Origin of the sequence: Candidatus Caldatribacterium sp. (assembly GCA_014359405.1) — a bacterium.
Taxonomy (GTDB): Bacteria; Atribacterota; Atribacteria; order Atribacterales; family Caldatribacteriaceae; genus Caldatribacterium; species Caldatribacterium oleiphilum.
This window is the reverse complement of record JACIZN010000052.1, coordinates 1-12,513: the sequence shown is the minus strand read 5'-3', so window position 1 is coordinate 12,513 and position 12,513 is coordinate 1. Positions and strand designations below refer to the sequence as shown.

General features: G+C 52.9%; 16 protein-coding genes and 1 pseudogene. 9 read left to right on the top strand and 8 right to left on the bottom strand.

What is annotated here, in order from left to right:
- The 5 genes from H5U36_05450 to H5U36_05430 form a co-directional block, all read left to right on the top strand.
- Positions 1–214, top strand: a 214-nt coding sequence (locus H5U36_05450) for a cytoplasmic protein (GenBank protein MBC7217590.1), incomplete at its 5' end; no start/stop codon positions are given.
- A gap of 154 nt (positions 215–368) precedes the next feature.
- Positions 369–1,148: an amidohydrolase family protein gene (locus H5U36_05445; GenBank protein MBC7217589.1), complete on the top strand. Its 780-nt coding sequence runs from the start codon at positions 369–371 to the stop codon at positions 1,146–1,148.
- A 139-nt stretch (positions 1,149–1,287) separates the two neighbouring features.
- Positions 1,288–2,685 carry an extracellular solute-binding protein gene (locus H5U36_05440; protein ID MBC7217588.1) on the top strand — a complete coding sequence of 466 codons (1,398 nt, stop codon included), beginning with the start codon at positions 1,288–1,290 and terminating at the stop codon, positions 2,683–2,685.
- Between the two features lie 85 nt (positions 2,686–2,770).
- Positions 2,771–3,652, top strand: coding sequence for a sugar ABC transporter permease (locus tag H5U36_05435; GenBank protein ID MBC7217587.1), 882 nt, complete (start codon positions 2,771–2,773; stop codon positions 3,650–3,652).
- Between the two features lie 4 nt (positions 3,653–3,656).
- Positions 3,657–4,502 carry a carbohydrate ABC transporter permease gene (locus H5U36_05430; protein MBC7217586.1) on the top strand — a complete coding sequence of 282 codons (846 nt, stop codon included), beginning with the start codon at positions 3,657–3,659 and terminating at the stop codon, positions 4,500–4,502.
- 185 nt (positions 4,503–4,687) lie between these two features.
- On the opposite strand, the gene H5U36_05425 is transcribed toward H5U36_05430, so the two are convergent.
- The 3 genes and pseudogenes from H5U36_05425 to H5U36_05415 all read right to left on the bottom strand — a co-directional run bounded on the left by H5U36_05425 (position 4,688) and on the right by H5U36_05415 (position 7,136).
- Positions 4,688–5,398, bottom strand: coding sequence for a metallophosphoesterase family protein (locus H5U36_05425; GenBank protein ID MBC7217585.1), 711 nt, complete (start codon positions 5,396–5,398; stop codon positions 4,688–4,690).
- Positions 5,399–5,409: 11 nt separating this feature from the next.
- Positions 5,410–6,082 (bottom strand): annotated as a pseudogene (locus H5U36_05420) (DUF554 domain-containing protein).
- On the bottom strand, positions 6,066–7,136 hold the full coding sequence (locus H5U36_05415) for an AI-2E family transporter (GenBank protein ID MBC7217584.1): 1,071 nt from the start codon (positions 7,134–7,136) through the stop codon (positions 6,066–6,068). The pseudogene H5U36_05420 and the gene H5U36_05415 overlap by 17 nt, the downstream one beginning before the upstream one ends.
- Before the next feature lie 72 nt (positions 7,137–7,208).
- Here H5U36_05415 and H5U36_05410 point away from each other — a divergent pair, with 72 nt between their 5' ends.
- Genes H5U36_05410 through H5U36_05400 form a run of 3 tightly spaced genes read left to right on the top strand, consistent with a single transcriptional unit; the run spans position 7,209 to position 8,717 of the window.
- Complete coding sequence (locus H5U36_05410; protein MBC7217583.1) at positions 7,209–7,925, top strand: glycosyltransferase; 717 nt, start codon at positions 7,209–7,211, stop codon at positions 7,923–7,925.
- Positions 7,907–8,107, top strand: coding sequence for a hypothetical protein (locus H5U36_05405; protein ID MBC7217582.1), 201 nt, complete (start codon positions 7,907–7,909; stop codon positions 8,105–8,107). Before H5U36_05410 ends, H5U36_05405 begins: the two co-directional genes overlap by 19 nt.
- Positions 8,061–8,717, top strand: coding sequence for a cyclase family protein (locus tag H5U36_05400; GenBank protein ID MBC7217581.1), 657 nt, complete (start codon positions 8,061–8,063; stop codon positions 8,715–8,717). Before H5U36_05405 ends, H5U36_05400 begins: the two co-directional genes overlap by 47 nt.
- Here H5U36_05400 and H5U36_05395 read toward each other — a convergent pair.
- Genes H5U36_05395 through H5U36_05375 form a run of 5 tightly spaced genes read right to left on the bottom strand, consistent with a single transcriptional unit; the run spans position 8,680 to position 11,603 of the window.
- Entirely contained in the window at positions 8,680–9,318 is a 639-nt protein-coding gene (locus H5U36_05395; GenBank protein MBC7217580.1) for a tetratricopeptide repeat protein, read from the bottom strand. The two genes, H5U36_05400 and H5U36_05395, sit on opposite strands and share 38 nt — an antisense overlap.
- A 20-nt stretch (positions 9,319–9,338) precedes the next feature.
- On the bottom strand, positions 9,339–10,052 hold the full coding sequence (locus H5U36_05390; GenBank protein MBC7217579.1) for a hypothetical protein: 714 nt from the start codon (positions 10,050–10,052) through the stop codon (positions 9,339–9,341).
- Positions 10,049–10,933, bottom strand: a complete 885-nt coding sequence (locus H5U36_05385) for a cation transporter (protein ID MBC7217578.1) — start codon at positions 10,931–10,933, stop codon at positions 10,049–10,051. The genes H5U36_05390 and H5U36_05385 overlap by 4 nt, the downstream gene beginning before the upstream one ends.
- Positions 10,926–11,333, bottom strand: a complete 408-nt coding sequence (gene nikR, locus H5U36_05380) for a nickel-responsive transcriptional regulator NikR (GenBank protein MBC7217577.1) — start codon at positions 11,331–11,333, stop codon at positions 10,926–10,928. The genes H5U36_05385 and nikR overlap by 8 nt, the downstream gene beginning before the upstream one ends.
- 3 nt (positions 11,334–11,336) lie before the next feature.
- Positions 11,337–11,603 (bottom strand): hypothetical protein, encoded by a 267-nt coding sequence (locus tag H5U36_05375; protein ID MBC7217576.1) that lies wholly within the window; start codon positions 11,601–11,603, stop codon positions 11,337–11,339.
- Between the two features lie 299 nt (positions 11,604–11,902).
- On the opposite strand from H5U36_05375, the gene H5U36_05370 reads away from it, so the two are divergent.
- Positions 11,903–12,430 carry an ECF transporter S component gene (locus H5U36_05370; protein ID MBC7217575.1) on the top strand — a complete coding sequence of 176 codons (528 nt, stop codon included), beginning with the start codon at positions 11,903–11,905 and terminating at the stop codon, positions 12,428–12,430.
- Positions 12,431–12,513: the final 83 nt, after the last annotated feature.

Genomic DNA, 12,513 nt, shown 5'->3' with positions numbered 1-12,513 from the left:
GTCTTACAACCGCTTAAAGTTGAAGGAAGGCGCAACTTTGTTAGCTAGGTACAAAGAAGATCCGATTTTTGCCGTGTGGGAGTGTGGGAAAGGAAGGACAGCGGCTTTTGCTGCGGATATAGCTCCTCATGGAGCAACGAGAGAGTTTCTAGAGTGGGAGTATTTTCAAAAGTTGTGGAGCAACACAATGAGATGGTTGGCAAGAGAGCTTTAACTCTAGCTCTAAGAGGGGGGTGGAGTTTTTGAGACAAGAACAAGATGTGCAGGGTAAGAAGGGAAAAAAGAGGTGGCCGGTGATTGATACTCATTGTCACATCGGTGTTAATCCCTTGATAACTTTTATCGCCGAAGAAGAGCTGATCCCTTGGATGGATAAGTACCACATTGATATTCAGATCTGCTTCCAAGTTAATGAAGGTTTTCATCATCGTACTCCAGAGTGGAATCCCTACGTTGGCAACGACTACGTAGCAAAAATTCAAAGAATGTTTCCTGGAAGAGTTATAGGGTTGACTACTATAAATCCTTGGCTTCAGCCTCCAAGCGTTTACGGAGACGAGAGCAAGCATGCAGGTAAAAGATTCGATTTGATCAAGGTGAATCCGGCTTTAGAGGAAGTTGAGAGAGCAATTGGCGAGCTTGGTCTTTGGGGGCTAAAAATGCATCCTCTTGAGCACAACTATGCGATAAACAATCCTAAGATTATTTTTCCTATTATGGACAAACTTGTGGAAATGCAGGAAAAGACGGGGAGAAAGCTCCTTGTTGTGGTCCATGCCATGGGTGATAGCCTTAACAACTCTCCTGAAGCCTTAGCGGATGTTGCTAAGAGATACCCCCAACTTCTATTTATTATGGCTCATTCTGGATTTGTTTGGGCTTATGGTACGGTTGCCCATATGTTAGTGGACATACCTAATGTAATGTTTGATCTTACTACTTGTCCTCAAAAGTCTGTTGTTTATGAGGCTTACAAAAAAGTCGGTGCCGAAAGATTTACCGCCGGTTCTGATGCTCCCTTTGCTTCACCTGCAGTTAAAGAAGCAATTGTTAGGGACCTGGTCTGTAATGAGGAAGAGGCTGAATTGGTTCTCGGAGGGAATCTTGCCAGGTACCTGGGTATTCCTCCTATAGAAGAACAGGAGTGACGGTTGGAGTCGAGCTTTTGAACCTCCACAATTCTGGCTGGGAGAGGAGGTGGTTTGAAGGAGTCGAGGCAGGGAAAAGCGAGGGCATTTCCTATTTTTCCCTGAGTTTGAGATCGACCAAGAAAGGAGGCGCTTTTCAATGATTAGGAAAATAACGTTTGGGGGATTTCTCATCGTGATGATAGTAGGGTTAGTAACTTTTTCAGCTTTCGCTCTCCGCTCTCACGTTCTATACACTTGGACAGGGGCAGAGGGAACGCACGTTACCAAGGTTGCCGACCTTTGGAATGAGAAGTTCGCGGAAAAATATGGATTCAAAGTCGTAGTGAATCAAGTAGGGAGAGACGAGTTCTTCTCAAAAATGATGACCATGATCCCGAGCAGAACGGATACGTGGCAGGCCTTTATGGTTTTCAACTTTTATATACCTACCTTTGCGGAAGAAGGCTACATTCTTCCTCTGGATAAGTATTACGAAGATCCAGCATTTTTCCTCCCGACTTATACCAAACCGCTTGAATCTGCGCTAGCAATGGTCTCCTACAAGGGTTCTATTTATGGGTTCCCAGAGGTAGTAGTGTCCGAAGGCATTCTGAGGTACAGAAAAGACTTAATAGAAAGACTACTCTCTGATGAGGAGTGGAAGCAAAAGTACAGAAGTCTCTCTAAGGAAGTTTTAGGGCTGGAGCTAGAGCCTAAACCTCCCGAAGAATGGATGTGGGATGATTACTTGGCAGCTGCAATTTTCTTTACGAAGAAGTACAACCCGGATTCACCCACTGAGTACGGTACAACCTTCCAAGGTCTAAGTACCTTTGGTGTCCAATTTGCTGCTCTATTTTACGAGGTACTAAGAAGCTTTGGTGGGGACATTATCGAGGATGGTAAAGTGACAGTTAACTCTCCAGAAGGATTGAAAGCAATAAGCTTCATCTTGGATTTAAAGAACAAATATGACGTCGTTCCTCCTGATGTTCACCGTTACGAGGCTTTTGAGAACTTTGCAGCCTTCCAGTCTGGAAATGTTGCTTTTGGAATAGATTGGGATTGGGATTCCCTCCACTTGACCGATCCCCAACAGTCCCCCTTGGTGTGGGACAAGATGGCAGAGACCATTCCTCCTAAAGGGCCTGCCGGTAGAGCTGCTTATATCCAGTGTTTCGCGTGGGTGATTAACAATTATACAAGTGAGCAAGCCAAAGAGGACATGGCTAGATTCTTAGCATTTGCCTCTGGATCCGAAGAAGGTGTTGTCTTGGGTTTGCAGCAGGGTATTCCTCCCGCAACCTACATTCCTGGGGTACTGTCGCCTGAAAAGGGTTTTGACCAGAGAACAATCGATCATTACACCTTTTACTATGAGAGTATACTCTCCGGTAAGGTGGTTACTCCAGTGTTTTGGCCTCTTGTTCCAGGCGTTCCTGAAATATATACTGCAATTTCCAACGCTCTTGGCAGGGCTTTGGCTCAAGAGATATCTTACGAAGAGGCCCTGAAGGTGATGGAAGAAGAAATCGGGAAAGTTATCGGGAAGTAATGAATAAGTGATCAAATCACCCCACAGGGCGGTCTTAACCCCCTGTGGGGTCTCCTTAATTCTCCGCGTGGAGGTTGTAATAAAAATGTCGGGCATCAAGAGGGTCAAGGGATGGTTCTACGTAGCGCCTGCTGTAGTACTTCTTTTTTTCTTAACAGTCTATCCCTTCGCTTATTCGGTATACTTAAGCTTTTTCGATGTTAAGGGATGGAGTCTCAGGAACATAAGCTTTTGCGGCTTTTCGAATTACTTGAAGGTATTAAGCGATCCTCTTTTTAGGGGTTCCCTGCGTTTCACCTCTATGTACACAGTCTCAGCGCTTTTGATTGAATTTCTTCTCGGGTTGATTATTGCTTTCCTTGTCAACGAGATAACGGAATCAAAATTTGCGCGTTTCACGAAGCTCATAACCATTTTAATTCTTTTGCCTATACTTCTGCCTGGGGTAGCTACTGCAACGATGTTTAGCTTAATGCTTAACGACGTCATTGGAGCAATCCCCAATGCACTGAAAGCAACGCTTGGTTTTAGAGTTTCTTTCCTCTCCAAGCCACTTAGTGCTACTGTTTCTTTGCTTGCCGTGGATGTGTGGCAGTGGACCTCTTTTTTCTTCTTGCTGATTTATGCTGGACTGAGGATGTTGCCTAGGGAAACCATTGAGGCGGCACGCATAGAAGGGGCTGGAGAAACCCTGATTCTTAGGAAGATTATCCTCCCCCAGCTGAGGTTTGTTATCATCGTAGCCTTAGTACTGAGGGGAATATGGCTTTTTCGATCCTTTGATATTCCAAGATTGCTGACTGCAGGAGGACCGGGAATTGCTACTCGAACAGTAAGCCTGCAGATTTACGAATACAGTTTCAAGCAGGGTTTGTTGGGTGTTGCAGCAGCAGCAACTGTAATTGTCCTTGTTATCGTCAACGTAGTGGTGCTTGCTTACTTTAGGTTCCAAGAGGGGAGGGAGTAAGGCAGTGAGCAAGAGAGGCTATCTCTTACTGGCTTTTGGCGTCATTGTTATTCTCATTTTTGTTACCCTGGCGCCCTTTATTATTATCCTGCTCACCTCTTTAAAATTGCCTCAGGAAATAACCATAAACCCGTTTGGCCTTCCAAAGAAACCCACCCTCTTTAATTACAGCCTAGTCTTAGGTTCAACCTACAGAACTGTAGGGTTGGCATTTGATGTGCAGCCCCTTTCTTCGGCCTTAGTGAACACTCTCGTCATATCTCTATGTGTCATCTTAATAACCTTGCCCTTAGGTCTAATGGCGGCATATGGTCTAAGCAGGTACAGGGTTGGAGGTAACTTTCTTCCGTTCTGGTTTTTGTCTCTTCTTTTTGCTCCTCCAATAGTATTTGCCTTTCCTCTGTACCTGATGTATCAAAGGGCTGGGTTGCTTGACACTAAGGTCGGGTTGGTTCTTGCCAATCTGATCTTCAGTCTACCCTTTGCGATTTGGATTTTTTACAGTCACCTTAGAGAAGCCCCAAGAGATGTCGAAGAGGCTGCCTTGATCGACGGAGCAAATAGCTGGACTGTCCTCTGGAGGGTAGTCTTACCAATCATGAGATCAGTCATAGTTGCAGTAGTGGCTTTAGTTTTTGTCTTTACTTGGAATGAGTTTCTGTTTTCGGCGGTACTTGCAAGCTTTAACAAAACTGTGACTGTTGCTTTGTCTGGATATAACACAGGGCAACTTATCCTGCACACAGTGATATCTGCAGGAATTGCGGTTGGAGCAATTCCTCCGATCCTGATTCTGTTGTTTTTCGAAAAGTATCTTGTCAGCGGGCTCTCGTTCGGGGCCATCAGGTAGGGTGGCTTATTGTGTTGGACCTCTCTTGGGCAAGGTGGAAGAGACGATTAATCTAGGGATGTTCCAAAAATAGGGTAAAAGCGTCCTGAAACAGGAGCAGGGGAGGTGGTAAAACTCTCCTACCATGAGGGAGATAAGTGTTGGGGAAATTCCATTACTTCTCCTCGTTCTTTTGGAAGATCCTCCTAAGCGGCAAAAAGGTCCTCGAGGAACTTCTGGGGAAGTCCACTTTTTGCGTAGGCCTCCCTGAGGGGGAGAAGATTGTACTCGCAGCGCCTGAAAGAAACGCTCAAAGTATCCCCCACTTCAAGGAGCGCCCAGGCGGCGCGCCAGTCGCCATCCTTTGGCCGGCCGACGCTCCCGTCGTTCACCACGAAAAGCCCATCCACCCTCCGGAAAAAGGGGATATGGGTGTGCCCGCAGGCGAGGACGTTGGCCGATTCGTTCGCCATCATGTGGAGGAAGCTTGCGTCAGGCCGGTCCGGGAAGAGGTACTCGTTGATCCGGCGGGGGCTCCCGTGGACAAAGAGAAGGCGAAAGGCCCCCACCTCGAGTTCATACCGGGGAAGGAGGCCCCTGAGGAATTCCTTGTTCTCAGGGCTCACGTTCTCCTTTGTCCAGGAGAGGGAAACCGCCCCTAAGGCCTTTTCCTCTTCTGTCCGGTACGCGCACCCGCAGTCCTCAAGATCAAAGCCCACCCCCTGGTCGTAGTTCCCCATCACCGTGGGGATGCCAAGGTCCCGTATCCTTTCAATCACTTCGTTCGGGAAGGGCGCATACCCCACAAGGTCCCCGAGGCACACCGCTACGTCCACGCTGACTTTCTCGATATCCTCAAGGACGCTCAAGAGGGCCGGGAGGTTGGCGTGGATATCGGAGAACACCGCAATGCGCATGGCATCACCCCCTAAAGGATGCGGATGAAAAGGGGAACAAAGCCAAGAGAGGGGAGGAGGTTGGCCACCCGGATTTTCTTGAGGTTGAGGAGGCGGAGAGCAATCCCGAGGATGAGGACTCCGCCGGTGGCTGTCATTTCGCGGACGAGCACTTCCGAGAGGAGAGGGGCAAGGAACCGGGCAAGGAGGGTGATGCTCCCCTGGACAAGGAGGATGGAGAAAGCAGAGAAGGGGACGCCGATGCCGAGGCTTGCGGCAAGAGCTATGGAGGCGGTGCCGTCAAGGAGGGACTTCGTGTAGAGGATGTGGGGAGTTTTGCCCAGGCCATCCTCGAGTGGCCCCATAATCGTCATGGGACCGATGCAAAAAAGAAGCGTCGCCGCCAGAAAACCCGGGGCAAAGGTGTTCTCCTCAGCCCGCATGCGGCTTTCGATTTTTCGGGAGAAGCGCTCAAGGCGGTCCTCAAGCCTCAAGAGTTCCCCCACGATTCCCCCGGCCACAAGGCTTAAAAGAAGCGCCAGGAACTTCTCCCCCTTGAGCGTCATCGAAAGCCCCAAAGGTACGCAGACAAGCCCCAGAACCTCCATGAGGCTCTCCCCGGTTTTTTGGGAGAACCGCCCCCGAAGAAAAAAGCCCGAGAATCCCTCCAAGGACCACAGCCAGAGCGTTACAGATTGTCCCCAGAGTTCTCCCTCCTTTTTCGGTGGAGGAGGATCCCCTTGAGGACCCCGGCAACGGGAATGGCGGCGATGACGCCCAAAGCTCCGAAGAGCTTCCCGCCCACAAGGAGGGCAAGGAGGACCGTAACCGGATGGAGCCCCGTTTCCTTCCCCATCACCCGGGGAGTGACGACGACACCCTCCACAAAGTTCACCCCCGAAAAGAGGGCCACCACGCCCACCACATGCCACACCGATTTTGCGCTCGCAAAAAGGAGCGCCGGAACGGCTCCCACAATGGGACCAAGATAGGGCACGACATCGGCCACTCCGGCGATGATGCCGGTAATGAGGGGGAACTCAATCCGCATGATGAGAAGCCCCACCGTTACCGCAACTCCGACAAAAAGGGAAAGAATGAGGCGTCCCCGGATGAAGCTCCCCACCACCTGGTCGACGCTCCGCAGAATCGCCACGTACTCCTTGCGCCGCTCGGGAGGAAAAACACGGACGAGAGTGCGCCGGATTTTGGCAGCATCCACCATGAAGTAGTACAGGGCAAAGGGGGTGACGATGAAGCCCAAGAAAAGCACCGTCATGAAGAGGGACACAAGGTTCAGGATGTTCTTCGTGATGCCCTGGAGGTAGTTCTCGAAGTTCCCGAGGATATTCCGGAGGAAGTCCTCGACGGCCTCGGTGAGGCGGAGATCCGGGTACCTGGCATCAAGAGCTTTGGCGGCCTCAAGGATTTTCCCGACGAACTCCTCGATGCGCTCCGGGGCGGAGGCCGCAAAGGCTTTAAGCTGCGAGAGGGCTTCGGGAATGATGAGGAAAAAGAGGAGGGCAAAAAAGAGAAGAAGAGCAAGAAAGACAATGACGGAAGCAAGCTTCCAGGAGAGCCCCCGGCGGGTGAGGTAACGGGCAACGGGCGCTAAAGCGTAGGCCAGAAGCCCCCCCAGGACGAAGGGGACAAGGACATCCCGTAGAAGATACACAAGGTAGAGCGCAAGGGCAAGGAGGAGGAGGTAGTAGAGCTTTCTCGTGAATTCGAAGTGCTTTTCCTCTCGGTCCTTTTTCAAGCGCCTTTTCCTTTCGTGCGTTTTGTGTATAATATTCTAAGGCTTTTACGGCACTTTGCAAGAGTGAGACGCATGCTTGATGGCCAGAGCGTAACGGTTCTTGTTCCGGCGTACAACGAGGCTCCGCGAATCGCAAAAGTCCTCGAAGTGGTCTGCACCACCGATTTTGTGGACCAGGTGGTCGTCATCGATGACGGCTCCCGTGATGCCACCTCATCGGTTGCAGCCCGCTTCCCGGTGACGCTCATCCGCCACCCGAAGAACTTCGGCAAGGGGAAAGCGCTTGTTTCCGGCATTCGAAAAGCAAAGGAAAGCGACATTTACCTTTTCATCGATGCGGATCTTTTGCACCTCCAGAGGGAACACCTCCTGGCCCTTTCTGAGCCCTTGGTGCGGTACCCCTTTATCCACATGACGATTGGCGTCTTCAAAGGGGGGCGGGGCTCAAGCGATCTTGCCCAGCGGTTTTTCCCCATCCTCAACGGGCAGCGGGCGGTGCGGGGGAAGTGGGTGCGGGGCCTTCCGGACTTTTCCTGGACCCGCTTTGGGGTCGAGGTCTTCCTCACGAAGTTCGCCCATGACACCGCCGCCAACGTCGAGATGGTGCCCCTCTGGGGATTGTCCCACTACCACAAGGAGGAGAAGTATGGCCCCCTCCTTGGGGTGTACCACCGGGTGAAGATGTATGTTGAGATTTTCCGGACTTACCTCCTGTACGAGGGGTGCATTCGAAAGAGTGGAAGAGTCGTTGAAGAGGAGGAGGAACGCGTATGCCCGAGTGTCACTTAAAAGAGAACCTCACCCAGTGCACCTGCACCTACCTTTCCTGCTCGAAGCGGGGGAAGTGCTGCGAGTGCGTGGCCTACCACCGGTCCCATGGGGAGATTCCGGGGTGCTTCTTCCCGCCTGAAGTTGAGCGGACCTATGATCGCTCCATTCGGAGGTTCATCGCCGCGTACCAGAAAGGGTGAGGGGTGGGTTTTCGTCGATCTCTCCCGGGGACTTTCGCCAGGTGCGGCCACTTTCCCCGGGGATCCCCCCTTCCTCATTCTTCCCTGGCACAGTCTTGAAATCCACGGATTTGCCACCCGCGCCCTTTTTCTTTTTGAGCACTCCGGGACCCATGTGGATGCCCCGCGCCATTTTTTTGCCGATGCCGCAAGCGTTGACGAGATTCCCCTTGAGCGGTTCTGCGGCGTGGCAAAAGCCCTTGATATCTCCACTTTTCCCCGGCCCCTGACAGAAGAGACTCTTCGGTCTTTTGGCGTGGAGGAGGGGGATATCGTCCTTTTTGTCGGCGATCCGAACCTTGAAGAAGCCGACGCTCAGGCGCTTCTTGCCTGCCGTATCAAGGGCGTGGGGGTTGAGGCAGAAACAATCGATGGGCCTCCTTTCCCTCTCCACCGCCTCTTTTTGGAGGCGGGGATTCTCATCTACGAAAATCTCACAAATGTCAGAGAACTCTTGGGAAAAGAGGCTCTCTTCTTCGCTTTCCCCCTCAAAATTCCCTCCGGAACCGCTTCCCCGGTGCGGGCGGTAGGGGTTATCTTGTCTTCGGAAGGCGACTTCGGGCTTCCCTGAGCCAGTACTCTCCGTTTTTATCCCCCGGGCGGAGGGCAAGGTACTTCTCCAGGGCCCACACGGCGTTGTGGTAGTCCCCGGTGCGGAAGTTCGCAATCCCAAGCCAATAGTACGCTCTATCGAACTTGGGGTTGGCTTCAATAGCTTTCTTAAAGTACTCGATGGCGTCGTACTCTTCCTTTTTCTCGAGGGCCACGATGCCCCGCTCGTAGTTCTCCCAGGCTTCCTTTCCGTACTGCTTCCAGTTCTGGACCTTTTTCAGGAAGTAGCGGGCTTCTTTATTTTCCGGCTCAAGCTGCAGCACCTTCTCCCAGGCCCAGATGGCCTCATCGTACATGTCCTCCTCCTGGTACGTGCGGGCAAGCCAGAACCAGGCTTTGGTGAAGTCCGGCTTTGTGGTTACCGCCTCGATGAAGAACTGAATGGCCTCGGTCTTCCTCCCCGCCTGATAGAGGTTGTACCCCTGGTCGAACATGACTTGGGCATACCCCTCCTCAGGAACGTCGATGCTATAAGGGACAAAGGAGACCTCGCCATCTCCCCAGGCAAGGGGAGCCAGGAAAAACACGGCAAGAACCGCAAAAAGCGCAATACGTCGCATAAAGCTCTCTCCTTTCTCCTCTATTGTACCACAGGGATCTCAAGCTCGGGGGTGTCGCTTTTCAGGATACCCGTTTCGACGCGGCAAGCGCAGTAGCGGGCAAAGAGGGGAGCAACTTCGGAAAGAATCCTCTCAAGGTCCCCTAAGGTGAAGGGTGGGAGGCAGTCGATGTTCACCACCGCGGCGCGGGTTTCTTCTGTGATTTTCGTCTCGTCCCCCTGCCGCCAGGTCCACTTCCGGCAGAGGACCTTGCGGGCATCCCGGAGAATCACTTCACCTTTCTCCGGGGGCTCGGACTCGGTGCCGTTTAGGGGAATGTACCGCTCGTCCCCTTTCGCGTAGGTGAGGAGGATGTCCCCCTCGACTTTCCCAAGATCATCTCCCCCGCAGGGAAGGCCGTACCGGAGGGACACAGTGTTCATGAGGGCAACAAGGGTACTCACGTAGGGGAGCTCACCACCCTTGAGGACCCTCCGGAAAAGGTTCTCCACGGAAGGGGGGTAGCGGTTGGGGTTGGTCCCGAATTTCAGGAAGGCCTCCCGCCAGCTTCGGATTCTCGGATCATCCCGCAGGGTCTCAAGGCTTTGCCTTCTTCGTGTGGCTTTTTCCGCTTCCCGGAGGAGATGAAGGACTTCTTCCCTCTCCCCGTGGTTTTCGATTCCCGAAAGCACAAGGACTCCCCTCAGGTACTCCGGATACGCGGCAAAAATGCCTCCGTCGATGCGGTACTTCACGAGGGCTCCTCCTTTTCGGTTGTCGGTTCAATATGGACCGTCACATCGGTGACGCCGGAGAATTTCTCCTTGATAACCTGCTCCACCTCTTCGGACACCCGGTGCGCCTCCTCGACGGACATCTTCTCGTCCACGAGGACGTGGAGATCAAGGTGAATGTCGTCGGCCCGGCCGCGGGTGCGGATTTTGTGGCACCCCTGGACCTCGGGGATGCCGCAAACCACGTGGGCCACGGCCTCAGGATGGAGCACCTTCTCATCGCAGAGGACCCGGGAGCTCTCAAGGATGATGGTGATTCCCGCCCGCACGATGAGGCCTGCAATGACAAGCGCCGTGAGGGTGTCCACCCAGGGGAGCCCAAGGCGTATGGCAAGAAGGGTCCCCAGAACCCCCAGGGAGACGAAGATGTCGCTTTGGGTGTGGAGGGCGTCGGCGAGGAGAAAGTCACTCCGCCACCTGCGCCCCACCGATTTCTCAAAGAAAACGACAAGAACGTTCACGGAAAGCGTTGCGGCTAAGATGCCGAAGCTCTCCGGACGAACCTCCAAAACGTGCGAAGAACCCAGGCGATTCCATACCTCCCGGAGAACCTCAAGGGCAGCCCCAAAAAGGAGCATCGCAATGCCCAGGGAGGCGAGGGTCTCGAACTTCTTGTGCCCGTAGGGGTGGCTTTCGTCTGCGGGACGGAAGGCAAAGGAAAGCCCCAGGATTCCGATGACGTTCGAAGCCCCATCCGAGAGGGAATGGAACCCATCGGCGGTGATGCTCGCAATCCCTGCTATCTTCCCGTAGAGGACCTTGGCAAGGGCCACTCCGAGGTTGCAGAAAAGGACAAGAAGAAGGGTCCGGCGAAGGGCAAGGAAGCGAACTCTCTCATCCATGGGGACTCACGCAGGTGACTTGACAGCTCTTGATGCCCCGGAGGCTTTTGAGCTTCTGCACAAAGGAAGCAAGGGATGCCGCATCCCCCCGCACGAGGATAACCTCAAGGCAGGTCTCCTCATCACAGTGGACATGTGTTGTGGAGGCGATGGAGTCCCGAAAGGCGTGCTCGAGCTCTAAAAGGAGTTTCGCGCAGTTCCGGACGGTGTGGTCGTAGACGATGGTTACTGCCCCGAAGACTTCGCCCTCGGCGTTCTCCCACTGCCTTTCGCTCACAAAACGGCGCACGAGGTGCCGGAGGGCTTCAGAACGGTTCACGAAGCCCTCCCGCTTTAAGGCTTTGTCGAATTCCTCAAGAAGCTCGGCCTCCATGGAAACCCCAAATCGCACAAGCTCCATCGCTCATCCCCTCCTATTATACCAGAGAAGCTCATCCGGCTCGTCCTCCAGGAGCACCCCGCGGAAGAGCTCCCCGATGATGCCAAGCACCGCCATGAAAGCCACCGGATTCTTCTCGAGGTACTCTGCATACTCCTCGTAGAGATTCCTTCCGCACCGCAGGCATATCGTCACCGGTGCGCCCTCATGCAGGAACGTCACGCCCTTCGGGTTGATGAGATCAAAGACCACGAGGAACTCCTTTCCGCACTCACATTTGAACTTCTTCATTCTCTCTCCTCCCTTCTTTTTGGGGTTTGAAGGGGCGAAGCCCCTTCCCTGAGGAAGAGAGGAGAGGATCTCCCCATACGCTCTTTATCCTTCACTCGTCGTTCGTCTTACTAGGAAGTCGACGATAGATAGATGTAGATGTAGAAGGAGAGAGATATAAGAAGTAAATAATAGGATGAGAAGAAGAGAAAGAAAGAAATATACAGGCAACCCGCAGTTGCATGAGAGACGAACAGGACTTCTCGCCGCATCGCCCTCTGTGCTACAATTTTCAAAAATCGTGCTACGGAGGTGGTCCCATGGAGACCCGCGATCTCACCAGGGCTTCGGTTCTTTTGGCGATTGGCATCGTCGTTCCCTCCCTCTTCCACGTCCTGGGGATTCCCGGGCAGGTCTTCCTCCCCATGCACATTCCGGCCCTCCTTGGGGGGTTCCTCCTTGAAAGTAAAGCGAGCTTTCTCCTTGGCTTTGTCCTTCCGCCCCTGAATTTTCTTGTAACCGGCATGCCCCCTTTCCCGAACTTCCTCGTCATGATGGTTGAGCTTGGGATGTATGGCCTTGCAAGCTCCCTCTTTTTCCGGCGCCTTCGGTGGGGTGTTGTTCCCTCCCTGGTGGGGGCGATGCTTTTGGGAAGAGGGGTTTCCATCCTTGGCAGCTGGGTTCTCTTTTCGGTTCTCGGGAGGAAATTCGGGATTTTGCCTCTTCTACAGAGTCTCTTTGTCGTCTCCCTCCCGGGAATAGGTATCCAGCTTGTCCTTGTCCCCCTTCTTGTCACCTTTATCCTGAGGTGGGGAAGAAATGTCGAAGGATCTTCGCGCCTTCTTTAACGAGAAAGCGCCCCTCTGGGACTGAGGGGGCTCATGAATGCATCCGCCCGACAAGACCTTTAACAGAAAACGATTTAAGATTT